This window comes from Tistlia consotensis USBA 355, assembly GCF_900177295.1.
GTDB lineage: Bacteria > Pseudomonadota > Alphaproteobacteria > Kiloniellales > DSM-21159 > Tistlia > Tistlia consotensis.
Genome location: NZ_FWZX01000020.1, coordinates 34,229 through 60,013 on the forward strand (window position 1 = coordinate 34,229; position 25,785 = coordinate 60,013).

Here is a 25,785-nt window from a genome sequence, read left to right on the forward strand (position 1 = left end):
CGATGGCCCGGACCACCGAGGGGGCCGCCGAGACGGTGTTCGCCGGCCAGCGCGCCGCCGAGGGACTGGCGGTCGGCCGCCTGCTGGTCGAGCGCGCGGCCGCGGCCGAGGTGGCGCGCGCGGCGGCGTCTCCGGCCGAGGAAGGCCGGGCCTTCGAGCAGGCCCTGGAGCGGGCGCGCGGGCAGATCGCCGCGCTGGTCGAGACCGCCGACGCGCTGGGCGCCGAGATCCTGGAGTTCCAGGAGGCGCTGCTGGAGGACGACGAGCTGCTCGATCCCGTGCGGGCGGCAATCGACGCCGGGCAGTCCGCGGCGGCGGCCTGGATCGGCCACCTCGACGGCGAGATCGAGACCTACCGGGCCGGCGACGACGAGTACCTCTCGGCCCGCGCCGAGGATCTCGCCGACCTGCAGCAGCGGGTGCTGCGCGCCCTCGTCGCCGCAGGCGAGGCCGCGGGCGGCGAGACGCAGCCGGAAGGCGCGATCCTGGTCTCGGCCGACCTCACGCCCTCGCGCTTCCTGGAGCTCGACTGGAGCCGGCTCGCGGGCGCCGCGATCGCCGGCGGCAGCCCGACCAGCCACGTCTCGATCCTGGCGCGCGCGCGCGGCGTGCCGCTGATCGTCGGGCTGGAGGCCGACCCGGCACTGCTGCCGGCCGGTCGCCTGGCCGTGCTCGACGCCGAGGCGGCGCGCCTGATCGTCGAGCCGAGTTCGGCGACCCTCGACGCGGTCGAGACCCGGCTCGCGCGGCGCGCCGAGGAATCGAGCGTGATCGCCGAGCTGATCGGCCGGCCGGCGCGGACCGCGGCCGGCGAGACCGTCGAGCTGCTGATCAACGTCGACGAGCCCGGCCTGCTCGACTCGCTGTCGCCGGAGAGCTGCGACGGCATCGGCCTCGCGCGCACCGAGTTCCTGTTCCACGGCGGCCGCCTGCCCGACGAGGAGGCCCAGCGCGCCGTCTACCGCCGCCTGCTCGACTGGGCCGGCGGCCGGCCGGTGACGATCCGCACCCTCGACGCCGGCGGCGACAAGCCGATCCCCGGCGTGACGCCCGAGGACGAGGCCAATCCCTTCCTCGGCGTGCGCGGCCTGCGCCTGTCGCTGCGCCATCCCGAGCTGCTGCGCGTCCAGCTCCGCGCCCTGGCCCGCGCCGGCGCCGATCGGCCGCTCAAGGTCATGGTGCCGATGGTCACCGCCCCGGCCGAGTTCGAGCGCGCCCGGGCCCTGTTCGACGCGGTGCTGCGCGAGCTCGCCGACGAGGGCCTGGAGCATGGCCGGCCGCCGCTCGGCATGATGGTCGAGGTGCCGGCCGCGGCGCTGACCGCCGAGCGCTTCGCCTGCGACTTCTACTCGATCGGCTCCAACGACCTGGTCCAGTACACGACGGCCTGCGCGCGCGACAACCCGGCGCTGGCCGAGCTCGCCGACCCGGCCAGTCCGGCGGTCGTCGAGCTGATCGCCCGCACGGTCGCCGCCGCCGGCCGGCGCGGCGTCGAGGCCAGCCTGTGCGGCGACATGGCATCGGATCCGCGGCTGGTGCCGGTGCTGCTGGAGTGCGGCCTCAGGCGCCTCTCGGTGGCCCCGGCCCAGGTCGGGCGCGTCAAGCTGGCGATCCGGCGCTATGGTGGCGCCCCGGAATGACCGCAGAGCCATGACCGACCAGCCCGACCTGCGCCCCGAGACCCGCCCCGAGACCCGCCCCGAGCCCCGCGGAGAGACCCGCGCCGAGACGCGCGCCGAGAGCGAGCAGGCGATCGCCGCCTACAAGCGCATCCTCAAGGCCTGCCTCGACAAGCGGCCCTCGGGCACGCGCCAGCGCCTGGCGCTCGCGCTCGGCACCCACAAGTCCTTCGTCTCGCAGATCACCAGCCCGACCTACCGGGTGCCGCTGCCGGCCCAGCACCTGCCGACGATCTTCCGGCTCTGCCACTTCTCGCCCGACGAGCGGCGGCGCTTCCTCGAGGCCTACCGCCAGGCCCATCCCGGCCAGGCGCTGCCCGGCGAGGCCGCGGGCGAGCCCGGCAGCCGCCTGCTGGAGATCGAGATTCCGCCCTTCGACGACCCGCGCCGCCAGCAGGAGCTGGTCGAGGCGATCCGCGAGACCGCCCAGCGCATGATCGCGCTGGCGCAGCACGACAAGGACTAGAGGAGGAGGCCGGTAGGCGACGCCGGTGCCCGATCGGGCTTCGCCCTTCGACAGGCTCAGGGTGAAGCCCGTCCCTGAAACCGGGGGCGACCTTGTCCGTCGCTTCATGGTGAGCCTGTCGAACCACGAAGCGTGAAGGCACCGCCCAGGGGGAAACAGCCCATGAAGAAACTGATCAACGGCATCGACGGCATCCTGAGCGAGAGCCTGCGGGGCTTCGGCGCGGCGCACGCCGACCTCGTCGCGGTCAGCCTCGACCCGAAGTACGTCCTGCGCGCCACCCCGAAGGCGCGCGGCAAGGTCGCGCTGGTCTCCGGCGGCGGCTCGGGCCACGAGCCGCTGCACGCCGGCTTCGTCGGCGCTGGCATGCTCGACGCCGCCTGCCCCGGCGAGGTCTTCACCTCGCCGACGCCGGACCAGATGCTGGCCGCCGCCCAGGCGGCCGACGCCGGCGGCGGGCTGCTGTTCGTCGTCAAGAACTATTCCGGCGACGTCATGAACTTCGAGATGGCCGCCGAGATGCTGGCCGACGCGCCGGGCGGCGTCGCGACCGTGCTGACCAACGACGACGTCGCCGTCGAGGACTCGACCTTCAGCCAGGGCCGCCGCGGCGTCGCCGGCACGGTGATCGTCGAGAAGATCGTCGGCGCCGCCGCGGAGCGCGGCGCGGACCTCGCCGCCTGCCAGGCGCTTGGCGAGCGGGTCAACAAGGCGACCGGCAGCCTCGGCGTCGCCCTGACCAGCTGCACCGTGCCCGCGGCCGGCCGGCCGACCTTCGACCTCGGCGAGGACGAGATGGAGCTCGGCGTCGGCATCCACGGCGAGCCCGGCCGGCGCCGCGTGCCGCTGATGCCGGCCGACGAGATCGCCGAGGCGATGGTCTCGGCGATCTGCGAATCGACCGGGCCGAAGCCCGGCGAGCCGCTGCTGCTGCTGCTCAACGGCATGGGCGCCTCGCCGCAGATGGAGCTCTACCTGATGTACGAGGCGGCCCGCCGGCTCTGCGAGGACCGCGGCCTGGCCGTGGCGCGCAGCCTGGTCGGCAACTACTGCACCTCGCTCGACATGGCCGGCTGCTCCCTGACCCTGACCCGGATGGACGAGGCGCTGCTCGACCTCTGGGACGCGCCGGTGCACACGGCGGCGCTGCGCTGGGGCATGTGAGGGTCCGAGCGGTCAGGACTCGCGTCACCCCTCACCCTCCCACGGCCTGACGGCCGCGGGCCCCTCCCTCTCCCCCAAGGGGCGAGGGTTCACCTGAGCGCCCTGTTCAATCCCTCGCCCCTTCGGGGAGAGGGAGGGGCCCACGCAAAGCGTGGGAGGGTGAGGGGTACGCTACGCGAGGCCCACAACGGCTTGCGCCGGGACCAGCGCTTCCAGCTCTCCCAGCCCCACCGCCTCCAGCGAGGGCGCGACGAGCGACGCCCCCACGAAGTCCTGGCCGTCCGTATAGAGCCCTGGCGTCACCACCGTCGCCAGCCCGGCGCCGAGTGCCGCCTTCAGTCCGTTCGCCGAATCCTCGAAGGCGAGGCAGGCCCCGGCCGGCAGGCCGAGCCGGCCGAGGGCCAGGCGGTAGACCTCGGGATCGGGCTTCTTGCGGGCGACCGCATCGCCCGCCGCGACGACCTCGAAGAGCGCCGTCGCCGGCCGGCCGAAGGCGATGCGGATCAGCGCCTCGACGTTGGCCGGGGTCGTCGTCGTCGCGACCGCCAGGCGCAGGCCGGCGGCACGGGCCTCGCCGAGCAGGCGGCGCACGCCGGGGCGCAGGGCGCCGCCCTCGGCGGCCAGTAGGGCGTGGTAGCGCGCGGTCTTCTCAGCGTGGATCTCGGCGACCAGGGTGCGGCCGCGTTCGGCGGCGGCCGGCCGGTCGGTCTCGAGGAAATGCAGCAGCCGCTCCTTGCCGCCGGTGACGGCGAGCAGCGCCCGGTAGCGCTCGCGGCTCCAGGACCAGGGCAGGCCCCAGGCCCGGAAGGCGGCGTTGAAGGCGCGCCGGTGCAGCTCCTCGGTCTCCGCCAGCGTGCCGTCGACGTCGAAGATCAGCGCTTCCAGGGGCGCCCGGGGCCTCATGCCGCGCTGCGCCGGCGGGCGCCCTCGGCAGCGGTGCGCAGGGCCGCCAGGTTGCGGGCATAGGCCTCGCGCGTGCCGCCCTTGAAGACCGCCGAGCCGGCGACCAGCACGTTGGCACCGGCCTCGACGACCAGCGGCGCGGTCTCGGGCGCGACGCCGCCGTCGACCTCGATCTCGATCGGCCGGCTGCCGATCAGCGATCGCACGCGGCGCAGCTTCTCGACCACCGCCGGAATGAAGGCCTGGCCGCCGAAGCCCGGATTGACGCTCATCAGCAGCACCAGGTCGAGGCGGTCGAGGACGTACTCGATCACGCTCTCCGGCGTCGCCGGGTTGAGCGACACGCCCGCCTTCCGGCCGAGGTCGCGGATCGCCTGGAGCGTCCGGTCGAGGTGCCGGCAGGCCTCGGCATGGACCGTGATGACGTCGGCGCCGGCCTCGGCGAAGGCCGCGAGATAGGGATCGGCCGGCTCGATCATCAGGTGCACGTCGAAGGTCTTCGCCGAATGCCGCCGCAGCGCCTTCACGACCGGCGGCCCGAAGGTGATGTTGGGCACGAAGTGGCCGTCCATCACGTCGAGGTGGATCCAGTCGGCGCCGGCCGCCTCGACGTCGGCCAGCTCCCGGCCGAGCTCGGCGAAGTCGGCCGAGAGCAGCGAGGGCGCGAGCAGCAGCGGCCGGGTCACGACCCGCCCTCCCCGTCCCCGATCCGCTCCTCCGGAAGGCCGAACACCCGGCTGGCCAGGATGTCCCCGCCCGAGAGGGTGGAGAGCGCGGCGGCGTCGAGCGGCCCCTCGGCGGTCTCGAACAGGCGGCTGGCCTGGCGCAGGCGGGCGCGGTCGAGGGCGTTGCGGATCGAGCGGGCATTGGCGAAGTGCGGCTGGGTCCGGCGCCGCGGGATGTAGCGCTCGAGCGCCGCCCGCGCCTCGGGCGCCAGGCGGTAGCCCTGCCGCTCCAGGATCAGCTCGGCGATGGCCAGCAGCTCGCCGTCCCCGTAGTCGGGAAAGTCGACGTGGTGGGCGATGCGCGAGCGGAAGCCGGGGTTGCTGGCGAAGAAGCGCTCCATGCGGTCGGCGTAGCCGGCCAGGATCACCACCAGGTCGTCGCGCTGGTTCTCCATGACCTGGAGCAGGATCTCGATCGCCTCCTGGCCGTAGTCGCGCTCGTTCTCCGGCCGGTAGAGGTAGTAGGCCTCGTCGATGAACAGCACGCCGCCCATCGCCTTCTTCAGCACCTCCTTGGTCTTGGGCGCCGTGTGGCCGATGTACTGGCCGACCAGGTCGTCGCGGGTGACGCTGACCAGGTGGCCCCTGCGGACGTAGCCGAGGCGGTGCAGCAGCTCGGCCATCCTGAGCGCGACCGTCGTCTTGCCGGTGCCGGGATTGCCGGTGAAGGACATGTGCAGGCTCGGCGCCTCGTGGGCGAGGCCGAGCCGGCGCCGCGCCCGCTCGACCAGCAGCAGCGCCGAGATCTCGCGGATCCGCCGCTTGACCGGTGCGAGGCCGACCAGCGTCCGGTCCAGCTCCTCCAGCACCGCCTTGACGCCGGATTCCTCGAACTCGCGCCTGAGGTCGACGGCGGTCTCCGCCGCCTCGACCGGCTCCTCCCTGGCCGCCTCGCCCGCCATGGCCGTCAGCCGTAGCGCTGGCCGGCCGGCCGCTCGGTCGCGTAGCTGCGCGTCGTGTAGCGCAGGCGGCGGCCCTCAGCCTCCTCACGGACCAGGTGGAAGCCCGGCTCCTCGGCCGGCCGGCCGACGATGAAGGACAGGCGGATCGTCTCCCAGCCGTGGCTGGCGTCGAAGGCCGAGAGGCGGATGTAGCGCTCGCCGAAGACCTTGCGGCACTCGGCCAGCTCCAGCATGACGCCGGCCGCGTCGGCGACGTCGAACATCGGCTGGCCCCAGAGGTCCCAGTAGGTGTTGCGCGGGTGCGGGTCGTCGGTGGTCTCGATGTTGACGGCCCAGCCCTGGTCGAGGGCGTACTGGACCTGCCGGGCGATCTGCGCGTCGGTCAGGTCGGGCAGGAAGGAGAAGGTGCCTTGGGTCAGTCTCATGGGGTCTCTCCCTGGTACGGGCGCCGTTGCGGGCGTCACTCGGCCGCCGTGGCGGTCGGCACGAAGTCGGGCGTGTCGGTCGAGGCGTAGTCGAAGGTCACGTCCTTCCAGGTCTCCAGCGCCGCGGCCAGGGGCGTGCAGTGGCGCGCCGCCGCCGCCAGGATCTCCGGGCCCTCGGCCAGGTAGTCTCGGCCCTCGTTGCGGGCCAGGATCATCGCCTCGAGCGCGACCCGGTTGGCCGTGGCGCCGGCGGCGATGCCCATCGGATGGCCGATCGTGCCGCCACCGAACTGCAGCACCACGTCCTCGCCCAGGTGGTGGATCAGCTGGTGCATCTGCCCCGCGTGGATGCCGCCCGAGGCGACCGGCATCAGCTTGTTGAGGCTGGCCCAGGGCTGGTCGAAGAAGATGCCGTTCTCCAGGCGCATCGGATTGAAGTCCTCGCGGCAGATGTCGTAGTAGCCGCGCGTCGTCGCCGGGTCGCCCTCCAGCTTGCCGACCACCGTGCCGGCGTGGATGTGGTCGACGCCGGCGAGGCGCATCCACTTGGAGATCACCCGGAACGAGACGCCGTGGCTCTTCTGCCGGGTGTAGGTCGAATGGCCGGCGCGGTGCAGGTGCAGGATCATGTCGTTGCGCCGCGCCCACCTGGCCATCGACTGGATCGCCGTGTAGCCGATCACCAGGTCGATCATGACGACGCAGGAGCCGATCTCCTTGGCGAACTCGGCGCGCTCGTACATCTCCTCCATCGTCGCCGCGGTGACGTTGAGGTAGGTGCCCTTCATCTCGCCGGTCTCGGCCTGGGCCTTGTTGACCGCCTCCATGCAGTAGAGGAAGCGCTCGCGCCAGTGCATGAAGGGCTGCGAGTTGATGTTCTCGTCGTCCTTGGTGAAGTCGAGCCCGCCCTTCAGGGCCTCGTAGACGACGCGGCCGTAGTTGCGCCCGGACAGGCCGAGCTTCGGCTTGACCGTGGCGCCGAGCAGCGGCCGGCCGAACTTGTCGAGCCGCTCGCGCTCGACGACGATGCCGGTCGCCGGGCCCTGGAAGGTCTTCACGTAGGCCGTCGGCAGGCGCATGTCCTCGAGCCGCAGCGCCTTCAGGGGCTTGAAGCCGAAGACGTTGCCGATGATCGAGGCGGTCAGGTTGGCGATCGAGCCGGGCTCGAAGAGGTCCAGGTCGTAGGCGATGTAGGCGAAGTACTGGCCCTCGGCGCCGGGCACCGGGTCGACCCGGTAGCACTTGGCCCGGTACTTCTCGCAGGCGGTCAGGCGGTCGGTCCAGACCACCGTCCAGGTCGCCGTCGAGGACTCGCCGGCGACCGCCGCGGAGGCCTCGACCGGGTCGACGCCGTCCTGGGGCGTGACCCGGAAGACCGCGATGACGTCGGTCTCCTTCGGCTCGTAGTCGGGCTCCCAGTAGCCCATCTTCTTGTATTCCATGACACCGGACTTGTAGCGGTCCTTGCCGGTGACGGTCCTGGCTCGGTCGTCCATGGTGTTTCCTCGCTTTCTCGAAGTCGTTGTCAGGCTGCGCGGGCCGCGGCGACCCGCGGGGCGAGCGCGCCGGCGGCGTAGCGCCGGGCCATCTCGTCGAGCGGCAGCGGCCTGATCTTCCCGGCCCGGCCGGCGGCGCCGAACTGCTCGAAGCGCTCGCGGCAGAGCGCGGACATCGCCTCCATCGCCGGCTTCAGGAACTTGCGCGGATCGAACTCGGCCCGGTTCTCGCTGGCGACCTTGCGGAACATGGCGGCCATCGCGAGGCGGCAGTCGGTGTCGATGTTGATCTTGCGCACGCCGTGGCGGATGCCGCGCACGATCTCCTCGACCGGCACGCCCCAGGTCTGCGGCATCTCCCCGCCGTAGGCGTTGAAGAGGTCCTGCAGGGCCTGGGGCACCGAGGAGGAGCCGTGCATCACCAGGTGCGTGTCCGGCAGCTTCTGGTGGATCGCCTCGATGACGTCCATGGCCAGGATCTCGCCGTCCGGCCGCCGCGAGAACTTGTAGGCGCCGTGGCTGGTGCCCATGGCGATGGCCAGGGCGTCGACCTGGGTGCGGGCGACGAAGTCGACGGCCTGGTCGGGGTCGGTCAGCAGCTGCTCGCGGGCCAGCTTGCCCGCGGCGCCGTGGCCGTCCTCCTGGTCGCCCTCGCCGGTCTCCAGCGAGCCGAGCACGCCGAGCTCGCCCTCGACCGAGGCGCCGACCGCGTGCGCCAGCTCGGCGACCCGCGCCGTGATCGCGACGTTCTCCTCGTAGCCGGCCGGCGTCCTGCCGTCGGCCTTCAGCGAGCCGTCCATCATCACCGAGGTGAAGCCGTGGCGGATCGCCGAGAGGCAGGTCGCCTCGCTGTTGCCGTGGTCCTGGTGCAGGCAGAGCGGGATGCCCGGGTAGAGCTCGACCAGGGCATCGACCATGCGCGCCAGCATGACGTCCTTGGCGTAGCTGCGCGCGCCGCGGCTGGCCTGGATGATGACCGGCGCCTCGACCGCCTCGGCGGCCGCCAGGATCGCCAGCGCCTGCTCCATGTTGTTGATGTTGAAGGCCGGCACGCCGTAGCCGTGCTCGGCGGCGTGGTCCAGCAGCTGGCGCAGGGTGATGCGGGCCATGGCGTCCTCCTCGATCAGGCGTGGCAGAGGCCGCGGGCGGCCTCGGCGACCGCCTCCGCGGTGATGCCGAAGTGGCGGTAGAGCGCGCCGGCCGGCGCCGAGGCGCCGAAGCCCGGCATGCCGACGAAGCGGCCGCCCTCGCCGAGCCAGCGGTCCCAGCCGAAGCGGGCCGCGGCCTCGACCGCGACGCGCGGCGCATTGCCCAGGACCAGGGCCCGGTAGGCCTCGTCCTGCTCCTCGAACCGCTCCCAGCAGGGCATCGAGACGACGGCCGCGGCGATGTCCTCGGCGGCCAGCAGCTCGGCGGCCGCGAGCGCGATCGCGACCTCGGAGCCGGTGGCCAGCAGCGTCACGTCTCGGCCCCACTCGGGCTGGCGCAGAAGATAGGCGCCGCGCGCCGAGCGGTTGGGGGAGTCCGCCTCGGTGCGCAGCGCCGGCAGCCCCTGGCGCGACAGGGCGAGCACCGAGGGCCGCTTGCGATCGGCCAGCGCGAGCTCCCAGCATTCGACGGTCTCGACCGCGTCCGCCGGGCGGTAGACCGCCAGGTTCGGGGTCGCCCGCAGCATCGCCAGGTGCTCGACCGGCTGGTGGGTCGGGCCGTCCTCGCCGAGCCCGATGGAGTCGTGGGTCATCACGTAGACCACGCCCCGGCCCATCAGGGCCGACAGGCGGATCGCGCCGCGGGCGTAGTCGGAGAAGACCAGGAAGGTGCCGCCGTAGGGGATGAAGCCGCCGTGCAGCGACAGGCCGTTCATGACCGCCGCCATGGCGTGCTCGCGCACGCCGTAGTGCAGGTAGCGGCCGGCGAAGCGGCCCGGCGCGACCGGCTCCAGCCCCTTGGTGATGGTCAGGTTCGAGTGGGTCAGGTCCGCCGAGCCGCCGACCGTCAGGTCGGTCGCGCCGTTGATCGCGGCCAGCGCCAGCTCGGAGGCCTTGCGGGTCGCGAGCGCCGGCTTCTCGTCGGCGAGCCGGCGGCGCAGTCCGGTCAGGGCCTCGCCGACCTCGTCCGGCAGCCGGCCGGCGACGGTCCGCTCGAAGTCGGCGCGGCGCGGCGAGCGGGCCAGCCGAGCCTGCCAGGCCTCGCGGGCGTCGCGGCCGCGCCGCGTGGCGGCGCGCCAGACGTCGCGGATCGCCTCCGGCACCTCGAAGGCCGGCCAGGGCCAGCCGAGCCGGTCGCGGGCCGCGGCGACCTCGTCGGCGCCGAGCGGCGCGCCGTGGGTCGCCTCCGTGCCCTGCTTGCCGGGGGCGCCGTAGCCGATGATCGTGCGGCAGGCGATCAGCGACGGCCGCTGGCTGCGCCGGGCGCGCTCCAGGGCTGCCGCGACCGCCTCGGGATCGTGGCCGTCGACCCGCGCGACCTGCCAGCCGGCGGCGCGGAAGCGCGCCAGCTGGTCGGTCGAGGTCGACAGACTCGTCGAGCCGTCGATCGAGATCGCGTTGTCGTCCCACAGCACGACCAGCCGGCCGAGGCGCAGGTGCCCGGCGAGGTCGATCGCCTCGTGGCTGATGCCCTCCATCAGGCAGCCGTCGCCGGCGATCACCCAGGTGTGGTGGTCGACCAGGCCGCGGCCGAAGCGGGCCGCCATCATGCGCTCGGCGAGCGCGAGGCCGACCGCCGTGGCCAGGCCCTGTCCGAGCGGGCCGGTCGTCGTCTCGACGCCCAGGGTGTGGCCGTACTCCGGATGGCCCGGCGTCTTCGAGCCGAGCTGGCGGAAGCGTTCGAGCTCCTCGATCGGCAGGTCCGCGTAGCCGAGCAGATGCTGCACCGCGTACTGCAGCATCGAGCCGTGGCCGGCCGACAGCACGAAGCGGTCGCGGTCCGGCCAGTCGGGCCGGCTCGGATCGAGCTTGGCGAATCGCGTGAACAGCACGGTCGCGACGTCGGCCATGCCCATCGGCATGCCGGGATGGCCGGAGTTGGCCTGCTGCACCGCGTCCATGGCGAGCGCCCTCAGGGCGTTCGCAACGTCGCGCGGGCCGGCCACGGCGAGCGGGCCGTCGAAGGCGTCGAGGTCTGGCGCATAGAGGCTCATGGCGGCTCCCATTACGGTTCGGACGTGCATCGGACGCCCCATCAGACGGCCCGGCGCCGACGCTCGACGAGGCGCTGGATCATCGGCGTCAGGATCAGCTGCATGGCGAGGTCGAGCTTGCCGCCGGGGATGACGATCGAGTTCGCCCGGGACATGAAGCTGTCGTGGATCATCGAGACCAGGTAGGGGAAGTCGATGCCGCGCGGGTTGCGGAAGCGGATCACGACCAGGGATTCGTCGGCGGTCGGGATCCAGCGGGCGATGAAGGGGTTCGAGGTGTCGACCGTCGGAACCCGCTGGAAGTTGATGTCGGTGTTGGTGAACTGCGGGCAGATGCAATGCACGTAGGCGTGCATGCGCCTGAGGATCACGTCGGTCACCGCCTCGGTCGAATAGCCGCGCAGCGCCTTGTCGCGATGGATCTTCTGGGTCCACTCGAGGTTGATCACCGGCACCACGCCGATCTTCAGGTCGGCCTGGTCGGCGATCTTGATCGTCTCCGTCGAGACGGCGCCGTGCAGCCCCTCGTAGAACAGCAGGTCGCTGTCTTCCTCGAAGGGCAGCCAGTCGGTGAAGCAGCCCTCGGCGACGCCGTAGCGCGCCGCCTCCTCGGCGTCGTGGACGTAGTGCCGGGTCTGGCCGCAGCCGGTCCCGGCGTAGTCGCGGAACACCCTCTCCAGCGCCGCCAGGTCGTTGGCGTCGTAGCTGAAGTGGCTGAAGGTGTGGTCGCCGGCGGCGTTGCGCGCCTCGATCTCGCGCTTCATGCCCAGGCGGTCGTAGCGGTGGAAGGCGTCGCCCTCGATCGACACCGCCTTGACGTCCTCGCGCCGGAAGATCTGGTCGAAGGTGTGCTTGACCGTGGTCGTGCCGGCGCCCGAGGAGCCGGTGACGGAGATGATCGGATGGCGGACCGACATGCCCTCGCGCTCCCCGTCAGGCCCGGAACAGGCCGCGCCGGCCGAACAGCGGCGAGGCTTCGCCGAGGCCGGGCGGATCGCTGTGGTAGCGGGCGACCCGCTCGACCTTGTCGCGCGAGCCGAAGACGAGCGGCGTGCGCTGGTGCAGCGCGTGCGGCTCGATCGAGCGGATCGGGCTGACGCCGTCGGTCGCCGCCCCGCCGGCCTGCTCGACGATGAAGGCGATCGGGTTGGCCTCGTAGACCAGGCGCAGGCGGCCCTCGCCGTAGCCGGGGCGCGCGTCGCGCGGATAGAGGAAGATGCCGCCGCGCTGCAGGACCCGGTAGGCCTCGGCGACCAGGGAGGCGATCCAGCGCATGTTGAAGTTCTCGCCGCGCGGCCCCTCGGCGCCGGCGATGCAGTCGTCGATGTAGCTCTGGATCGCCGGATCCCAGAAGCGGTAGTTCGAGGCGTTGATCGCGTACTCGCGGCGGCCGAGCGGGATGGCGAGGTCGCGGCGGGTCCGGCGGAAGGTCCGCGCGGCACGGTCGAGGGTGAAGACCTGGGTGCCGGCGCCCAGCGTCACGGCCAGCGCCGTGTGCGGCCCGTAGACCACGAAGCCGGCGGCGAGCTGGCTGCTGCCCGGCTGCAGCAGCGGATGGCGCGCCGCGCCCCCGAGCGCCGTCGGGGTCGCCGCGGGCAGGGCCGGCAGGATCGAGAAGATCGTGCCGACCGAGACGTCGGTATCGAGGTTCGAGGAGCCGTCGAGCGGGTCAATGGCGACGGCCAGCGGCGCGTCGGGCCTGAGCGCGATCGGCGACTCGCTCTCCTCCGAGCCCAGCCAGGCGACCGGCGCGCCGGCGAGGGCGGCCAGTACCAGCTCGTGCGCCTGGAGGTCGAGCGTCGCCTGGCTGTCGCCATCGGCGTTGCGCCCGACGGCCCCGCCGAGCGGACCGTCCAGCTCGCCGCGGCCGAGGCGCTCGGCGATCTCGACGATCGCCTGTCCCAGGACCTCGACCGTCTCCGCGACCGCCCGGCGCAGCGGATCGTCGCCGCTCCAGCCCGCCAGGTACTGGGCCAGGGTCGCTGGATCGGTCGCAGGATTGGTCGCAGGATCGCTCATTGCCGCCCTCCTCCCGCATCCGGGCCCCGCCGCGCGGGTCCCGCTGCCGTTCATTGGCGGTCGTCTTGCCGCCTTTCCTGTCGGAGGGCCTGCCCTCCCACGACAGCGAGGCTGACGGCCTTGGCGGCTTCAGTAAATTTGAATATTCTGTTGGTGATGAAAGATAATCTAAAAGTCGACCTGCGCAGCGTCACCCTCAAGCAGCTGCGCGCCCTCGCCGGCCTGCAGCGCAGCGGCTCGGTCAGCGCGACGGCGCAGGAACTGGGCGTGACGCCGCCCGCCGTCACCATGCAGCTGAAGCAGCTCGAAGCGGCGGCGGCGTTGCCGCTGGTCGAGCGCTCGGCGCAGGGCTTCGCCGTGACCCAGGCCGGCGCCGAGCTGGTCGAGACAGCGCGACGCATCGAGGAGGCGCTGCGCGACGGCACCGAGGCCCTGACGCTGCTCAAGCGGGCCGGCGGCGGTCACGTCGCTGTCGGCGTGGTCAGCACCGCGAAGTACTTCGCGCCGCGCGTCCTCGCCGCCTTCGCCGCGATCCATCCCGGCGTCGAGATCCGCCTCGACGTCGGCAACCGCAGCGAGACCCTGGCGGCGCTGCGCGAGCACGAGCTCGACATCGCGGTCATGGGCCGGCCGCCGGAAGACTTCGAGATCGACCAGGCGACGATCGGCGACCATCCGCACATCATCGTGGCGCCGCCGGACCATCCGCTGGCCGAGGCCCGGGACCTGCCGCTCGAGGCCCTGGCCGGCGAGACCTTCCTGCTGCGCGAGGAGGGCTCTGGCACCCGCGCCCTGACCCTGCGCCTCTTCGCCCGGGCCGGCTTCGCACCGCGCTTCGGCATGGCGGTCAACAGCAACGAGACGATCAAGCAGGCGGTCATGGCCGGCCTGGGCATCGCCATGATCTCCGGCCACACGGTCGGCGCGGAGCTGGAGCACGGCCGGCTCTGCGCGCTCGACGTCGAGGGCCTGCCGGTGGTGCGCCAGTGGTTCGTCGCCAAGCGCCACGACAAGCGCCTGCTGCCGGCGGCCCGGGCGCTCTGGGACTTCTTCGCCGATCGGGGCGCGGGCTTCCTGCCCGAGGTCGCGACCCGGCGCGACTGACGCGCCCGGGCGGGCGCCGTCCCGCGGCGCCAAGCCCTGCAACAACCGCGCGGCTCGCGCGTTGTCGCGAATGATCTGTCATGCTGCCGGCGCCGTCGGAACGGCGCTCCCGTCGCAGCAGAAGGAATCGGAAGGCCATGAGCGGAGTCGACCCGAGAGACCCGGAGGCGCTGCGCGCGGCGATCGCCGCCGCGATCCGCACCCACTGGAAGCTCTATCTCGGCCAGGGCCTGTTCCTGATGCTGCTCGGCCTCGCCGCCGCCGCCCTGCCCCAGCTCTCGACCCTGGCGATCACCGTGCTGATCGGCGTGCTGTTCCTGGTCGGCGGCTCGGTGCGCCTGGTCGTGCTGACGAGAAGCCGGCACAGCCCGGGCCATCGCTGGTCGCTGCTGACCTCGCTGCTCGCGATCGTGCTCGGCCTGGTGCTGCTGATCGCGCCGCTGCAGGGCGTCCTGACCCTGACGCTGATCGTGGTCGCCCTGCTGCTGCTCCAGGGAGCGGCCTCGATCGCCGTCGCCCTGGAGTACCGGAAGCACCTGCGCAACTGGGGCTGGCTGCTGGTCAGCGGCCTGGTCGACCTGCTGCTGTCCTTCCTGATCTGGGCCGGCTGGCCGGCCACGGCGGCCTGGGCGATCGGCCTGCTGGTCGGCCTCTCGATCTTCTTCCTGGGCCTCGCGCTGGTCATGACCGCGCTGGCCGCCCGCACGCTCGGGCCTCCCGCCTGAGCCGCCGCCGCCGGCCGCAGCCGCCGGCCGTTCGAAGAGAAGGACCCGCCATGCCCTCCCCCCTGCTGCATCCGATCATCGCGATCATCGCCGGCATCCTGATCCTGATCCGGCCGGCGCTGCTCGCCTACATCGTCGCCATCTACCTGATCATCGTCGGCGTGCTCGAACTGGCGGTGATCTACTGAGCCGTCCGGTCACTCGCCCGCGCGCCGCTCCAGCTCGCCGGCCGGCGCCGCCTGGCCGCGGGCCAGCGGCAGGCTGACCCGGAAGCGCGCGCCGACGCCGCTGCCCGGCCGCCCGGCCGGCAGCAGCTCGACGTCGCCGTGCATCTTGCGGGCGATGGCGCGGCTGATCGCGAGGCCCAGGCCGGCGCCGGCGTCGCGCGGCCGCGACTGGGTCCAGGCGCGCGAGAACTTGGTGAAGATGCGGTCCCGGGCCTCGGCGGGCACGCCCTCGCCGTTGTCCTCGAAGGTCACCTGGTAGCGCCCCTCGGCGATCGCGCTGGACACGGTGACGACCGGCGCCCGGCTGCGGTTGTGCTTGATGGCGTTGGAGATCAGGTTGATGAAGACCTGATTGAGCCGGTCCTCGTGCCCCATCACCCGGACCGACCCGGCGCGCGGCCCGACGACGAGCTGCACGTCGGCCGAGGCGGCCATGCCGCGGCAGGTCTCGATCGCCCGGTCGAGCACTGCCTCGGCGTCGAGCGGCTGCAGGCTCCAGGCGAGCTCGCCGCGCTCCAGGTGGCTGAGGTCGAGGATCTCGTCGAGCAGGCGGGTCAGGCGCAGCGTCTCGTCGTGGATGATCGACAGGAAGCGCGTCGCCTGCTCGCTCTCCAGGTCCCGGGTCTCCAGCAGGATCTCGGAGAAGGAGCGGATCGAGGCCATGGGCGTGCGCACCTCGTGGCTGACCTGGCTCAGGAAGTCGTCCTTCTGGGCGTCGAGCAGCCGCAGGCGCTCGTTGGCCTCGCGCAGCTGGCGCGCCGTGACCTGCAGCTGCTGCGACTTCTGCTCGAGCTGCTGGCTGTACTCGATGACCTGCTGGGTCTCGTCGACCAGGCGCATCATCTCGCCGAGGCTGATGGTCTCGCCGGTCACCACCTGGGAGATCATGACCCGGGCCGAGGCGGCGCCGATCGAGCCGGCGAACTGGCGCTCGAGCTGGGCGATGAACTCGGTCGAGGGCCGCGGCAGCCCCTCCTCGATGCCCTGGCGCCGGGCGTAGTCGCGGAACAGCAGGTAGGCCTGCTCGGCGCCGAGGATGCGCTGGGCCAGGACGAAGAGGTCGTCGATCGCCGCCGAGCGATGGATGAAGCGCGATTCCTTGTCGGCCGGGTTGCGGAAGACGTCGACGAACAGCGTCGACTGCAGCCGCTCCAGCGGGTTCTGGTCCTTGATCAGCGAGATCAAGACGAACAGGCCGGCGTTGAGGCTGAGGCTCCAGAACAGGGCGTGGACCAGCGGGTCCATGCCGCCGGCGCCGAACAGTGCCTCGGGCCGCAGCAGCGCGATGCCCCAGGGGCCGTCGCTGAACAGGCTGGCCGGCACCGCGCCGCCCTCGAAGCTGGGCAGCAGCAGGGTGTAGGCCCAGGTCACGAAGCCGATCAGCAGGCCGGCGAAGGCGCCGCCCTTGGAGGCGCGGTGCCAGTAGAGTCCGCCGATCAGGCAGGGCAGGAACTGGGCGACGCCGGCGAAGGCGATCAGGCCGATCTTGGCCAGCGCGTCGGAGTGGGCGCTGAACACGAAGTAGACGAAGCCGAGCGACAGGATGAGGGCGATCGAGATGCGTCGGCTGACCAGCAGCAGCGACTTGACGTCGCCGCTGACACCGCGCGACAGCCAGGCGAGGCGGAGCGCGATCGGCATGACGATGTGGTTGGAGACCATGATCGACAGCGCGATCGAGGCGACGATGACCATCGAGGTCGCCGAGGAGAAGCCGCCGATGAAGACCAGCAGCGAGAGCGCGCTGCGGTCGTGCAGCATCGGCAGGGTCAGCACGTACATGTCGGGATTCGAGCCGGCCGGCATGGTGGCCAGGCCGGTGATCGCGATCGGCAGGGTGAAGAGGCAGGTCAGGAAGAGATAGAGCGGGAACAGCCAGGCCGCCGTCCTCAGGTGCTCCTCGTCGGCGTTCTCGACCACGGTGATCTGGAACTGCCGGGGCAGGCAGACGATCGCGGTCGCCGACAGGAAGGTCAGCGCCACCCAGCGCGGCCCGAAGACCTCGGCGCCGAGCACCTTGGCGCTGGCCGGCAGCGCGAAGACCTCGCCGACGCCGCCGCCGATCGCGAAGACGACGTAGAGGCCGACGGCGATCAGCGCGAAGAGCTTGACCAGGGCCTCGAGCGCGATCGCCGCGACGACGCCGTGATGGTGCTCGTTGGCGTCGATGTTGCGGGTGCCGAACAGGATGGTGAAGACCGCCATGCCGACCGCGACCCAGAAGCCGGTGCGGAGGTCGAGGTCGGCCTCGGGGATGCCGAGCAGCGCCGTGTGGGTGGTCGAGGCGACGACCTGGAAGGAGGTCGTCACGGCCTTGAGCTGCAGGGCGATGTAGGGCGTCGTGCCGATCACCGCGATGACCGTGACCAGCACGGCGAGCGACATCGACTTGCCGTAGCGCGAGGAGATCAGGTCGGCGATCGAGGAGGCGCGGTGCACCCGGCCGATGCGCACCAGCTTGCGCAGCAGGAACCACCAGCCGACGAAGACCAGGGTCGGCCCCAGGTAGATGGTCGCGAACTCCAGGCCGTTGCGCGCCGCCGAGCCGACCGCGCCGTAGAAGGTCCAGGAGGTGCAGTAGACCGAGATCGACAGGGTGTAGACGATCGGCGAGCGGACCAGGCCGAGCCAGCCGCGCCGCGCCCGCCGGTCGCTGAAGAAGGCGACGACGAAGAGCAGCGCGACATAGGCGAGCGCGGTGAAGAGGACGACGTTGGCCGAGAGCATCAGTCGGACTCGTCGGGACGCCGGGGCAGGCCCGGCAGATGGCCCTGGTCGGGCGGCAGGCGGCGCGCCAGCACGGCGGTGCCGACGATCAGCAGCAGCCAGACGCCGAACAGGTAGAGCACCAGAACCGGCACGCCGAACAGCTCGGCCGGCCGCACGAACAGCGAGATGACCGGCGGCATCAGCAGCCAGATGCCGAGCACGAGGAGCGCCAGCACGCTGTCTCCGCCCCGGCGCAGCGGTCTCATGACAGCGGTCTCATGGCAGCGGTCTCATGGCAGCACTCTCATGGCATCGGTCCCCACGAGGCCGTGTCCTCAGAGTCCCGCCAGGCGCTTGATGCGGTCGACCACGTCCCGGTTGGAGAAGGGCTTCGTGACGAAGGCATCGGCGCCGAGCTGCTCGGCGGTCTTGCGGTCTCGCTCCTGGCCCTTGGCGGTCAGCACCAGGACCGGGATGCCGGTCAGGCGCGGATCCGAGCGGATCGCCTTCAGCACGTCGAAGCCGTTCCGCTTGGGCAGCATGACGTCCAGCACCAGCACGTCGGGCAGGCCGTCGCGCAGGCGCTCCAGCACCGCCTCGCCGTCGAAAACCGCCGAGACCTCGCAGCCCTCCCGGCGCAGGATGAAGCTCAGCGATTCGACGAGATTAGGCTCGTCCTCGGCGATCAAGACGGTGGCGGCCACCCGTTTCCCCCATCACGCTCTCCACGACGGTCCGGCCGCGCGGCGGCCGCGTCCTCGGCGTTTTGCCGCAGTCTAGCCTCAAGAGGCCGTCCGCGGAACGTTCTCGTTCCGGGCATCCCCCGGCCGCAGCGAGCGGGCCGCGCTGACGATCGGCGCCTCGGCGCGATGCAGGCAGGACGGCCGCGGGCAGAGCCGGCAGGCCGGGCCGACCGGCGTCGCCGTCTGGGGCGCGGCCAGGTCGAGGCCGTCGGCGTAGACCGTGCGGTCGGCATGGATCTCCTCGCAGGCCAGCATCACGGCGTGCAGGAAGGGCTGCTCCTGGAAGGTCGCCGGCTGCTTGGTGACGGTGCGCGCGATGAAGAGGTAGCGCGAGCCGTCCGGGAAGGCCGCGAGCTGGCGCACGACCCGTCCCGGCGTCTGGAACGAGCCGTAGATCGCCCACAGCGGGCAGGCGTGGCCGTGGCGCGTCAGCGGCAGGCCGGGCAGCGGGAAGCGCTTGGTCGTGAAGCCGGCGGGATTGGCGCGCAGGAAGGCGAAGGGCACGCCCTCGCGGCCCGGCCGGCGCAGCGTCACCAGGCGGTGGCAGACCTGCTCGAAGGAGGCGTCGTAGCGCTGGCGCAGGATCTCGACGTCGTAGCGCGCCTGCTCGGCGTCGGCGTGGAAGCGCTCGTAGGGCAGCAGGAGGGCGCTCGCGACGTAGGAGGCGAGCGCCCGGAAGGCCTGGGCGCGGGCCGCGTCCGAAGGCAGCCGCGGATCGTCGGTCTCGCGCTCGAGCCGCTCGCGCCAGCCGAGCTCGGCGGCGAGGCGGGCGAGCTGGAAGCGCCGGGTCGAGATCGAGGCGTTGTCGAGGAACACCAGGGTGCGCGCCGCCGCGTCGAAATGGCAGAGGTTGCGGTAGCCCGACTCCGCCGCGCGGACGACCTCGTGCGGCGGCCGGCTGACCACGTCGACGTCGAAGCGCGAGCCGAGATAGTCGATCAGCGAGCTCATCGGCGTGTCGCCGCGGCCGCGCAACGCCTGGCGCAGCTCGTCGGCGGCGGCCTCCAGCGCCTCGAAGTAGTTGCCGCGCTCGATGATGAAGTCGTCGACCTCCTCGCCGGCGGTCACCGGCCGCGTGTCAGCCTGGCCGCTGCCGAGGAAGTCGGCGAGGCCCTGGGCGACGCCGGACAGGCGCAGGCTCTCCTCGGCGACGATCTCGGTGAAGCGGCGCCGGGCCTCGGGCTCGAGGTCCTCGACGCTCTGCAGGATCTCGGCGGTCGAGCGCAGGGTCGCGATCTGGCCGAGGATCTGGTGCAGCGAGTCGCGCAGGAAGGGGTCGCGCTGCAGCCGCTCGGACAGCGCGGAGACGGCCAGCGACTGCTCGCGGTGGGCACGGTGCAGGCCGAGCAGGGCCTGGGCCCAGCCCGGATGGCGTCCGACCAGGTCGCCGGCCGCGCGCTCGTCGAGGTCCCGGCCGCCGGGCAGCGCGCGGACCAGGGGATCGGCGGCCAGCTCGACCAGGTCGTCGACCAGGCGGCGCTCGCTGGCCCCGGTCAGCGCGTCGCTCTCGAGGCCCAGCACCTCGGCGATGCGGCGCAGCAGGCCGCCGGCGATCGGCCGCTTGTTGTGCTCGATCAGGTTCAGATAGGAGGCCGAGATGCCGATCTCGGCGGCCGCCGCGACCTGGCTGAGCCCGAGCTCGCGCCGCCGCTCGCGGATCCTGAAGCCGGCCATCTGCCGCGTCATGACTCCTCCCGCCGTCCCGCCCCGCCCCTCTCCCGAGGCGGGCGCGCCGGGCCATCCTTGTCACAACTTGACAGAGAGAGCAAGTTTCACAGCGGAAGTTTTACAAAAGATGCAAGCAATTCCAGTATCTTATTGACATATTTTCACAGCAGCTTAGCGTGTTCGCCATAACAGCAGACCGAACGAGACGGCCGCGCAGCGAACGAGGCCGCAGAACCGCCTTCGGCTCACTCAAACGGGAGGAAGAAAGATGCCGATCTTCGACGGTAAGTTTACCCGCCGCCGCGTGCTGCAGAGCGGCCTGGTGGTCGGCGCCGGCCTGGCGGCGCCGATGGTCATGCGCAAGCGCGCCTGGGCCGAGACGTTCCGCAACGATCCGGGCAACAACCCGAACATCGTGTTCGGCTGGAACGTGCCGCAGACCGGCCCCTATGCCGACGAGGGCGCCGACGAGCTGAAGGCCTACCAGCTCGCCGTCAAGCACCTCAACGGCGAGGGCGACGGCGGCCTGATGAACACCATGAAGCCCTGCTCGCTGAAGGGCAACGGCGTGCTCGGCAAGAAGGTCACCTACGTGACCGGCGACACCCAGACCAAGTCCGACGCGGCGCGCGCCTCCGCCAAGCGCATGATCGAGAAGGACGGCGTCATCATGTTCTCGGGCGGCTCGTCCTCGGGCGTCGCCGTCGCCGTGCAGTCGCTGGCCCAGGAGATGGGCGTCATCTTCATGTGCGGCCTGACCCACTCCAACGACACCACGGGCAAGGACAAGAAGCGCTACGGCTTCCGCCACTTCTTCAACGCCTACATGACCGGCAAGGCGCTGGGCCCGGTGCTCAAGGAAGAGATGGGCACCGACCGCAAGGCCTATCACCTGACCGCCGACTACACCTGGGGCTGGACCCAGGAGGAGTCGATCAAGGAGACCACCGAGGCGATGGGCTGGAAGACGGTCGCCGCCGTGCGCACCCCGCTCGGCGCCGGCGACTTCTCGCAGTACATCACGCCGGTGCTGAACTCCGGCGCCGACGTGCTGATCCTGAACCACTACGGCAAGGACATGGTCAACTCCTTGACCCAGGCGGTGCAGTTCGGCCTCAAGGACAAGATGGTCAACGGCAAGAAGTTCGAGATCATCGTGCCGCTGTTCTCGCGCCTGATGGCGCGCGGCGCCGGCGACGCGATCAAGGGCATCCTGGGCACGACCAACTGGAACTGGTCGCTGCAGGACGAGGGCTCGAAGGCCTTCGTGAAGTCGTTCGGCCAGGAGTACGGCTTCCCGCCGTCGCAGGCCGCGCAGACCTGCTACGTCCAGGCCCTGCTCTACGCCAACGCCTGCGAGATGGCCGGCACCTTCTATCCGCCGGAGGTCATCAAGGCGCTGGAGGACTTCCAGTTCGACGGCATGGGCAACGGCCCGACCCTCTACCGCGGCGCCGATCACCAGTGCTTCAAGCAGGTCCTGGTGGTGCGCGGCAACGAGAACCCGAGCAGCCAGTTCGACCTGCTGCGGGTGATCAAGGAAGTGCCGGCGAGCGAGGTCACCTACGATCCCAAGATCTTCGGTGGCGAGCTCGGCCCCTACAAGGTCTGATCTCCTTGTAACCTCCGTGCCGGCCGCCCCGGTCCGCCATCGTCGGGCCCGTGGGCGGCCGGCCGGTTTTCGGGTGATCGGGCTCCGATCCGATCGGCGCCCGGGTTAGAGTCGAGCGGAACAACCCGGACGCGGGACGCCATGGACGCAATCGTTCTCCAGATCCTCAACGGCCTCGACAAGGGCGGTGCCTACGCGCTGATCGCCCTGGGCCTGACCCTGATCTTCGGCACGCTGGGGGTGGTGAACTTCGCCCACGGCGCGCTCTTCATGCTCGGCGCCTTCTGCTCGGTCGCGCTGCAGAAGCTGCTGACCCTGTCGATGAAGGTGAAGGACCCGAGCGTCACCTTCTTCGACGCCTACAAGCAGATCCCCTATCTGGAGATCTGGCTGGGCGACACCGGCAAGGCGATCATCGACTACGCCGTGCCGCTGTCGATCCTGGTCGCCATCCCGGTCATGCTGCTGATCGGCCTCGCCATGGAGCGCGGCCTGATCCGGCATTTCTACAAGCGCAGCCACGCCGAGCAGATCCTGGTGACCTTCGGCCTGGCGATCGTGCTGCAGGAGATCGTCAAGCACTTCTTCGGCGCCAACCCGGTGCCGGTGCCGGCGCCCGCCACGGTGGCCGGCAGCGCCGACGTCGGCGCCCTGCTCGGCCTCGGCAGCTCGGTGATCTATCCCTGGTGGCGCCTGATCTACCTCGGCTTCTCGCTGGTCGTGATCGCCATCGTCTTCGCCTTCCTGCAGTTCACCACCTTCGGCATGGTGGTGCGCGCCGGCATGGCGGACCGCGAGGCGGTCGGGCTGCTCGGCATCAACATCCAGCGGCGCTTCACCATCGTCTTCGGCATCGCGGCGATCGTCGCCGGCCTAGCCGGCGTCATGTACACGCCGATCCTGCCGCCGGACTACCACATCGGCATGGACTTCCTGGTGCTGTCCTTCGTCGTCGTCGTGGTCGGCGGCATGGGCTCGCTGCCCGGCGCGGTGACCGCCGGCTTCCTGCTCGGCATCCTGCAGTCCTTCGCCTCGATGACCGAGGTCAAGTCCCTGCTGCCCGGCATCGATCAGATCATCATCTACCTCGTCGCGGTGGTGATCCTGCTGGTCAGGCCGCGCGGCCTGCTCGGCCGCAAGGGCGTGATGGAGGGCTGAGCCGATGCAGGACAACACCCCGCGCAACGACCTGATCCTGTTCGCCTGCTTCTCGATCGCCGTCCTGGCGATGCCGCTCTGGACCGCGCCGTTCGGCGCCGACTATCCGGACCTGCTGCAGAAGTTCGCGATCTACGGGATCTTCGCGATCGGCTTCAACATCCTGTTCGGCCTGACCGGCTACCTGTCGTTCGGCCACGCCGCCTTCCTGGGCGTCGGCTCCTACACGGCGGTCTGGGCCTTCAAGCTCCTGACCATGAACGTCCTGCCGGCGGTGCTGTTCGGCGTGATCTTCGCCGGCATCTTCGCCGCGGCGATCGGCTTCCTCAGCCTGCGCCGCACCGGCATCTACTTCTCGATCCTGACGCTCGCCTTCGCGCAGATGTCCTACAACCTCGCCTACTCGGTGCTGACCCCGCTGACCAACGGCGAGACCGGCCTGCAGCTCAGGGGCACCGACCCGCGCCTGCTCGACAGCCTGCTCGGCGTCGCGACGCCCGACGGCCTGCCGTCGCCGAACCTCTTCGGCTTCGAGCTGCTCGGCTATCCCTCCTTCTACTTCTGCGCCGTGATGCTGATCATCGCCTTCTACCTGGCGCTCCGGATCACCCGCTCGCCCTTCGGCACGATGCTGCGCGCGATCAAGTCGAACCAGAACCGGCTCAGCTACACCGGCGTCAACACCCGGCCCTACGCCATGGCGGCCTTCGTGATCTCGGGCATGTACGCCGGCCTCGCCGGGTCGCTGCTGGCGGTCACCGACCCGCTGGCCGGCGCCGAGCGCATGCAGTGGACGGCTTCCGGCGAGGTCGTGCTGATGACCATCCTGGGCGGCGCGGGCACGATGCTGGGCCCGATCCTCGGCGCCGGCATCATCAAGTACTTCGAGAACATCTTCTCGGCCTTCAACGACGCCACGCTGCACTCGATCTTCGGCTTCCTGCCGCACTGGCTGAGCGACCCGCTGGTCGCGGTGCTCGGCCTGTTCGTCGGCGACGGCTGGCAGCTGACCCTGGGCGCGCTGTTCATGGTCATCGTGATCTTCCTGCCGGGCGGCCTGATGGAGGGCGCCACCCGCCTGATCCAGCTGACGCGGCGAAAGCGCCCGGACGGCGGCTCGTCCGAGGACGCGGCCGGCTCCCGCCGCGCCTTCCACGCCGGGGAGTGAGCGCCATGTCGATCCTGCAGGTGCAGAACGTCAACAAGTCCTTCAGCGGCCTGCGCGCCCTCAACAACGTCAACCTGACGGTCGAGGAAGGCCACGTCCACGCGATCATCGGCCCGAACGGCGCCGGCAAGTCGACGCTGCTCAACTGCTTCGTCGGCCGCCTGACCCCGGACACCGGCACGGTGACCTTCAACGGCACCTCGCTGGTCGGCAAGAGCCCGCACGAGATCAACCAGGTCGGCGTCGCGCGCGTGTTCCAGACGCCGGAGATCTTCGGCGACCTGACGCTGCTCGAGAACGTCATGATCCCGACCCTGGCCAAGCGCGACGGCGCCTTCGCGCTCAACGCCTGGGCACGCGTCGACGGCGAGCGCGCGGTCATCGAGAAGGCCGAGCACCTGCTCGAGGACGTCGGCCTCGCCGACAAGCGGGACGTGCTGGCGAACTCCCTGTCGCGCGGCGACAAGCGGCGCCTGGAGCTGGCCATGTGCCTGGTCCAGGATCCCAAGCTGCTGCTGCTCGACGAGCCGACCGCCGGCATGTCGCGCGCCGACACCAACGCGACGATCGACCTGCTGAAGCGGATCGGCGAGCGCGGCATCACCAAGATCGTCATCGAGCACGACATGCACGTCGTCTTCTCGCTGGCCCACAAGATCTCCGTGCTCGCCCAGGGCACGGTGATCGCCGAGGGCAAGCCCGACGACATCAAGGGCGACCCGCGCGTGCAGGAAGCCTATCTGGGGGGCGCGCACCTATGAGCACCGTCGACACCGCGGCCGAAACCGGGGCGCGGCCGGCCGGCGCCGGGGCCGCGCCGGCGTTCTTCTCCGCCCAGGGCCTGCAGTCCTACTACGGCGAGAGCTATATCGTTCAGGACGTCTCCTTCGAGATCCGCAAGAGCGAGATCGTCGCCCTGCTCGGCCGCAACGGTGCCGGCAAGACCTCGACGCTCCGGACCATCGCGCGCACCGCCAACCCGGAGCTGAAGCACGGCACGATCACGCTCGACGGCGAGCGCATCGACACCATGAAGGACTGGCAGGCGGCGCAGCACGGTGTCGGCCTGGTGCCCGAGGACCGGCGCATCATCCCGGGCCTCTCGGTCGAGGAGAACCTGGAGCTGGCGCAGATCGCCGAGCCGAAGGGCTGGGAGCTGCAGCGCATCTACGACCACTTCCCGCGCCTCGCCGAGCGCCGCCGGCAGGAGGGCGTGACGCTCTCCGGCGGCGAGCAGCAGATGCTGGCGGTCGCCCGCGTGCTGGCCCGCGACGTCAAGCTGCTGCTGCTCGACGAGCCCTACGAGGGCCTGGCCCCGGTCATCGTCCAGGAGATCGAGAAGATCCTGCGCGAGATCAAGGAGCTGGGCCTGACCACGATCATCGTCGAGCAGAACGCCGTCGCCGCCCTGCAGCTCGCCGACCGCGCGCTGATCCTCGACATGGGCCAGATCGTCTTCGACGGCACCGCCCAGGAGGTGCTCGAGAACGTCGAGCTGAGGCACCAGTACCTGGCGATCTGACGGCACGAAGCCTCGACGGTCAGCGGCGCTCCTTCGGCGGCCGATGGATCCAGAAGGGCACCAGGAAGACCAGGCAGGCGAGCAGGAACAGCACGCTGGCGATCAGGCCGACCGTGTCGCCGGCGCGCAGGGTGCTGATGATGGAGGCGACCGCCGAGCCGGCGAACAGCAGCCAGCCGGCGAAGTTGAACGCCCATACGGTCCGCGGCGCCACGGTCGGGCCCTTCC

Annotated in this window: 25 protein-coding genes; 11 read left to right on the forward strand and 14 right to left on the reverse strand. The window is 71.3% G+C overall.

The genetic code is table 11. The annotated features are described in order from the left end of the window. Positions 1-2: 2 nt before the first annotated feature. The 3 genes from ptsP to dhaK all read left to right on the forward strand — a co-directional run bounded on the left by ptsP (position 3) and on the right by dhaK (position 3,309). Positions 3-1,640, forward strand: coding sequence for a phosphoenolpyruvate--protein phosphotransferase (gene ptsP / locus B9O00_RS20795; RefSeq protein WP_085124654.1), 1,638 nt, complete (start codon positions 3-5; stop codon positions 1,638-1,640). A 10-nt stretch (positions 1,641-1,650) separates the two neighbouring features. Continuing rightward, a complete protein-coding gene (locus B9O00_RS20800) occupies positions 1,651-2,145 on the forward strand; it encodes a hypothetical protein (protein WP_200808604.1) in 495 nt (164 codons plus the stop codon). Positions 2,146-2,307: 162 nt separating this feature from the next. Continuing rightward, positions 2,308-3,309 carry a dihydroxyacetone kinase subunit DhaK gene (gene dhaK, locus B9O00_RS20805; RefSeq protein WP_085124655.1) on the forward strand — a complete coding sequence of 334 codons (1,002 nt, stop codon included), beginning with the start codon at positions 2,308-2,310 and terminating at the stop codon, positions 3,307-3,309. Between the two features lie 171 nt (positions 3,310-3,480). Here dhaK and B9O00_RS20810 read toward each other — a convergent pair whose 3' ends face one another. From B9O00_RS20810 to B9O00_RS20850, 9 genes are read right to left on the reverse strand one after another with little or no spacing between them, the layout of a single operon-like run. Beyond that, entirely contained in the window at positions 3,481-4,212 is a 732-nt protein-coding gene (locus tag B9O00_RS20810; RefSeq protein WP_085124656.1) for an HAD-IA family hydrolase, read from the reverse strand. Next, on the reverse strand, positions 4,209-4,898 hold the full coding sequence (rpe, locus tag B9O00_RS20815) for a ribulose-phosphate 3-epimerase (protein ID WP_085124657.1): 690 nt from the start codon (positions 4,896-4,898) through the stop codon (positions 4,209-4,211). Before rpe ends, B9O00_RS20810 begins: the two co-directional genes overlap by 4 nt. Continuing rightward, positions 4,895-5,839 carry a CbbX protein gene (gene cbbX / locus B9O00_RS20820; RefSeq protein ID WP_085124658.1) on the reverse strand — a complete coding sequence of 315 codons (945 nt, stop codon included), beginning with the start codon at positions 5,837-5,839 and terminating at the stop codon, positions 4,895-4,897. The genes rpe and cbbX overlap by 4 nt, the downstream gene beginning before the upstream one ends. A gap of 5 nt (positions 5,840-5,844) precedes the next feature. Further along, a complete protein-coding gene (locus B9O00_RS20825; RefSeq protein ID WP_085124659.1) occupies positions 5,845-6,264 on the reverse strand; it encodes a ribulose bisphosphate carboxylase small subunit in 420 nt (139 codons plus the stop codon). Between the two features lie 35 nt (positions 6,265-6,299). After that, on the reverse strand, positions 6,300-7,760 hold the full coding sequence (locus tag B9O00_RS20830; RefSeq protein ID WP_085124660.1) for a form I ribulose bisphosphate carboxylase large subunit: 1,461 nt from the start codon (positions 7,758-7,760) through the stop codon (positions 6,300-6,302). Between the two features lie 29 nt (positions 7,761-7,789). Beyond that, a complete protein-coding gene (gene fba / locus B9O00_RS20835; protein ID WP_085124661.1) occupies positions 7,790-8,869 on the reverse strand; it encodes a class II fructose-bisphosphate aldolase in 1,080 nt (359 codons plus the stop codon). 14 nt (positions 8,870-8,883) lie between these two features. Further along, a complete protein-coding gene (gene tkt, locus B9O00_RS20840) occupies positions 8,884-10,902 on the reverse strand; it encodes a transketolase (protein ID WP_085124662.1) in 2,019 nt (672 codons plus the stop codon). A 41-nt stretch (positions 10,903-10,943) separates the two neighbouring features. Continuing rightward, a complete protein-coding gene (locus tag B9O00_RS20845; RefSeq protein WP_085124663.1) occupies positions 10,944-11,819 on the reverse strand; it encodes a phosphoribulokinase in 876 nt (291 codons plus the stop codon). A 16-nt stretch (positions 11,820-11,835) separates the two neighbouring features. Further along, entirely contained in the window at positions 11,836-12,921 is a 1,086-nt protein-coding gene (locus B9O00_RS20850; RefSeq protein ID WP_085124664.1) for a class 1 fructose-bisphosphatase, read from the reverse strand. A 156-nt stretch (positions 12,922-13,077) separates the two neighbouring features. Here B9O00_RS20850 and B9O00_RS20855 point away from each other — a divergent pair, with 156 nt between their 5' ends. The 3 genes from B9O00_RS20855 (at position 13,078) to B9O00_RS20865 (ending at position 14,938) form a co-directional block, all read left to right on the forward strand. Then, positions 13,078-14,025, forward strand: a complete 948-nt coding sequence (locus tag B9O00_RS20855) for a LysR family transcriptional regulator (RefSeq protein WP_179243974.1) — start codon at positions 13,078-13,080, stop codon at positions 14,023-14,025. 137 nt (positions 14,026-14,162) lie between these two features. Further along, a complete protein-coding gene (locus B9O00_RS20860; RefSeq protein ID WP_089229755.1) occupies positions 14,163-14,750 on the forward strand; it encodes an HdeD family acid-resistance protein in 588 nt (195 codons plus the stop codon). Positions 14,751-14,800: 50 nt separating this feature from the next. After that, a complete protein-coding gene (locus B9O00_RS20865) occupies positions 14,801-14,938 on the forward strand; it encodes a DUF3096 domain-containing protein (protein WP_085124666.1) in 138 nt (45 codons plus the stop codon). 9 nt (positions 14,939-14,947) lie between these two features. Here B9O00_RS20865 and B9O00_RS20870 read toward each other — a convergent pair whose 3' ends face one another. The 4 genes from B9O00_RS20870 to B9O00_RS20885 form a co-directional block, all read right to left on the reverse strand. Continuing rightward, positions 14,948-17,704: a sensor histidine kinase gene (locus B9O00_RS20870; RefSeq protein ID WP_085124667.1), complete on the reverse strand. Its 2,757-nt coding sequence runs from the start codon at positions 17,702-17,704 to the stop codon at positions 14,948-14,950. After that, complete coding sequence (locus B9O00_RS20875) at positions 17,704-17,952, reverse strand: hypothetical protein (RefSeq protein ID WP_085124668.1); 249 nt, start codon at positions 17,950-17,952, stop codon at positions 17,704-17,706. The genes B9O00_RS20870 and B9O00_RS20875 overlap by 1 nt, the downstream gene beginning before the upstream one ends. A gap of 69 nt (positions 17,953-18,021) precedes the next feature. Further along, entirely contained in the window at positions 18,022-18,390 is a 369-nt protein-coding gene (locus tag B9O00_RS20880; RefSeq protein WP_085124669.1) for a response regulator transcription factor, read from the reverse strand. A gap of 78 nt (positions 18,391-18,468) precedes the next feature. Then, entirely contained in the window at positions 18,469-20,115 is a 1,647-nt protein-coding gene (locus tag B9O00_RS20885; RefSeq protein WP_085124670.1) for a helix-turn-helix domain-containing protein, read from the reverse strand. A 250-nt stretch (positions 20,116-20,365) separates the two neighbouring features. On the opposite strand from B9O00_RS20885, the gene B9O00_RS20890 reads away from it, so the two are divergent. The 5 genes from B9O00_RS20890 to B9O00_RS20910 all read left to right on the forward strand — a co-directional run bounded on the left by B9O00_RS20890 (position 20,366) and on the right by B9O00_RS20910 (position 25,557). After that, positions 20,366-21,709: a substrate-binding protein gene (locus tag B9O00_RS20890; protein WP_179243975.1), complete on the forward strand. Its 1,344-nt coding sequence runs from the start codon at positions 20,366-20,368 to the stop codon at positions 21,707-21,709. A 141-nt stretch (positions 21,710-21,850) separates the two neighbouring features. After that, the gene (locus tag B9O00_RS20895; RefSeq protein ID WP_085124671.1) at positions 21,851-22,867 is read left to right on the forward strand and encodes a branched-chain amino acid ABC transporter permease; all 1,017 of its coding nucleotides are present in this window, start codon (positions 21,851-21,853) and stop codon (positions 22,865-22,867) included. A 4-nt stretch (positions 22,868-22,871) separates the two neighbouring features. Continuing rightward, positions 22,872-24,035, forward strand: a complete 1,164-nt coding sequence (locus tag B9O00_RS20900) for a branched-chain amino acid ABC transporter permease (RefSeq protein WP_085124672.1) — start codon at positions 22,872-22,874, stop codon at positions 24,033-24,035. Between the two features lie 5 nt (positions 24,036-24,040). Beyond that, positions 24,041-24,796: an ABC transporter ATP-binding protein gene (locus B9O00_RS20905; protein WP_085124673.1), complete on the forward strand. Its 756-nt coding sequence runs from the start codon at positions 24,041-24,043 to the stop codon at positions 24,794-24,796. After that, positions 24,793-25,557: an ABC transporter ATP-binding protein gene (locus tag B9O00_RS20910; protein WP_085124674.1), complete on the forward strand. Its 765-nt coding sequence runs from the start codon at positions 24,793-24,795 to the stop codon at positions 25,555-25,557. Before B9O00_RS20905 ends, B9O00_RS20910 begins: the two co-directional genes overlap by 4 nt. A 19-nt stretch (positions 25,558-25,576) precedes the next feature. On the opposite strand, the gene B9O00_RS20915 is transcribed toward B9O00_RS20910, so the two are convergent. Next, on the reverse strand, positions 25,577-25,771 hold the full coding sequence (locus tag B9O00_RS20915; RefSeq protein ID WP_085124675.1) for a hypothetical protein: 195 nt from the start codon (positions 25,769-25,771) through the stop codon (positions 25,577-25,579). Positions 25,772-25,785: the final 14 nt, after the last annotated feature.

Coding starts and splice junctions, on each gene's coding strand:
- ptsP (WP_085124654.1), top strand. CDS start 3: ATGGCCCGGACCACCGAGGGGGCCGCCGAGACGGTGTTCGCCGGCCAG.
- B9O00_RS20800 (WP_200808604.1), top strand. CDS start 1,651: ATGACCGACCAGCCCGACCTGCGCCCCGAGACCCGCCCCGAGACCCGC.
- dhaK (WP_085124655.1), top strand. CDS start 2,308: ATGAAGAAACTGATCAACGGCATCGACGGCATCCTGAGCGAGAGCCTG.
- B9O00_RS20810 (WP_085124656.1), bottom strand. CDS start 4,212: ATGAGGCCCCGGGCGCCCCTGGAAGCGCTGATCTTCGACGTCGACGGC.
- cbbX (WP_085124658.1), bottom strand. CDS start 5,839: ATGGCGGGCGAGGCGGCCAGGGAGGAGCCGGTCGAGGCGGCGGAGACC.
- B9O00_RS20825 (WP_085124659.1), bottom strand. CDS start 6,264: ATGAGACTGACCCAAGGCACCTTCTCCTTCCTGCCCGACCTGACCGAC.
- B9O00_RS20830 (WP_085124660.1), bottom strand. CDS start 7,760: ATGGACGACCGAGCCAGGACCGTCACCGGCAAGGACCGCTACAAGTCC.
- fba (WP_085124661.1), bottom strand. CDS start 8,869: ATGGCCCGCATCACCCTGCGCCAGCTGCTGGACCACGCCGCCGAGCAC.
- tkt (WP_085124662.1), bottom strand. CDS start 10,902: ATGAGCCTCTATGCGCCAGACCTCGACGCCTTCGACGGCCCGCTCGCC.
- B9O00_RS20845 (WP_085124663.1), bottom strand. CDS start 11,819: ATGTCGGTCCGCCATCCGATCATCTCCGTCACCGGCTCCTCGGGCGCC.
- B9O00_RS20850 (WP_085124664.1), bottom strand. CDS start 12,921: ATGAGCGATCCTGCGACCAATCCTGCGACCGATCCAGCGACCCTGGCC.
- B9O00_RS20855 (WP_179243974.1), top strand. CDS start 13,078: ATGAAAGATAATCTAAAAGTCGACCTGCGCAGCGTCACCCTCAAGCAG.
- B9O00_RS20860 (WP_089229755.1), top strand. CDS start 14,163: ATGAGCGGAGTCGACCCGAGAGACCCGGAGGCGCTGCGCGCGGCGATC.
- B9O00_RS20865 (WP_085124666.1), top strand. CDS start 14,801: ATGCCCTCCCCCCTGCTGCATCCGATCATCGCGATCATCGCCGGCATC.
- B9O00_RS20870 (WP_085124667.1), bottom strand. CDS start 17,704: ATGCTCTCGGCCAACGTCGTCCTCTTCACCGCGCTCGCCTATGTCGCG.
- B9O00_RS20875 (WP_085124668.1), bottom strand. CDS start 17,952: ATGAGACCGCTGCGCCGGGGCGGAGACAGCGTGCTGGCGCTCCTCGTG.
- B9O00_RS20885 (WP_085124670.1), bottom strand. CDS start 20,115: ATGACGCGGCAGATGGCCGGCTTCAGGATCCGCGAGCGGCGGCGCGAG.
- B9O00_RS20890 (WP_179243975.1), top strand. CDS start 20,366: ATGCCGATCTTCGACGGTAAGTTTACCCGCCGCCGCGTGCTGCAGAGC.
- B9O00_RS20895 (WP_085124671.1), top strand. CDS start 21,851: ATGGACGCAATCGTTCTCCAGATCCTCAACGGCCTCGACAAGGGCGGT.
- B9O00_RS20900 (WP_085124672.1), top strand. CDS start 22,872: ATGCAGGACAACACCCCGCGCAACGACCTGATCCTGTTCGCCTGCTTC.
- B9O00_RS20905 (WP_085124673.1), top strand. CDS start 24,041: ATGTCGATCCTGCAGGTGCAGAACGTCAACAAGTCCTTCAGCGGCCTG.
- B9O00_RS20910 (WP_085124674.1), top strand. CDS start 24,793: ATGAGCACCGTCGACACCGCGGCCGAAACCGGGGCGCGGCCGGCCGGC.